The sequence below is a fragment of the Roseibium sp. RKSG952 genome, assembly GCF_009711355.1.
Map to the genome: position 1 here is coordinate 1 of NZ_SMMF01000313.1, position 567 is coordinate 567.

Annotated in this window: 2 rRNA genes; both read right to left on the minus strand. The window is 53.3% G+C overall.

The annotated features are described in order from the left end of the window. Positions 1-119: 119 nt before the first annotated feature. Positions 120-234, minus strand: a 5S ribosomal RNA gene (gene rrf, locus E1297_RS00850). A 182-nt stretch (positions 235-416) separates the two neighbouring features. Further along, positions 417-567 (minus strand): 23S ribosomal RNA (locus tag E1297_RS00855); the annotation flags it as partial.

Below are 567 nucleotides of genomic sequence, written 5' to 3' on the forward strand. Positions count from 1 at the left end.
TGACGAGCTACCGGGCTGCTCCATCCCGCGACACTTAGCGTTGGTCTGCCGCCTATTCGGCTACTTGAGACCGGGTAGTGTTCTTTTCATCGTTTTTGAGAGATTGGGGATTTTTCTAGGTTTGGCGGTGACCTACTCTCCCGGGGCTTAAGCCCAAGTACCATTGGCGCGGCAGTGCTTAACTTCCGGGTTCGGTATGGGACCGGGTGTTTCACTTGCGCTATGACCACCAAACCGAGGAAAATCCCCGTCGCAGATTTGCTGTGCAAAGCGCGACGAGTGGCAGGCAGCGTATTTGCGTGCAAATGCGCGTTGCCACTCGGTTGTTATGTCACCCCTTACGGGGTTTCACATCAATCAACGTTGTCCAACTCAAGGTCAGTGTATGCTTTTGATTTGTCTTTCCATTACTGGATCAAATCAAGCCTATCGGGCGATTAGTACCGGTCAACTGAACGCATTACTGCGCTTACATCTCCGGCCTATTGACGTGGTGGTCTTCCACGGCCCTCAGGGAGACCTTGTTTTGAGGGGGGCTTCCCGCTTAGATGCCTTCAGCGGTTATCC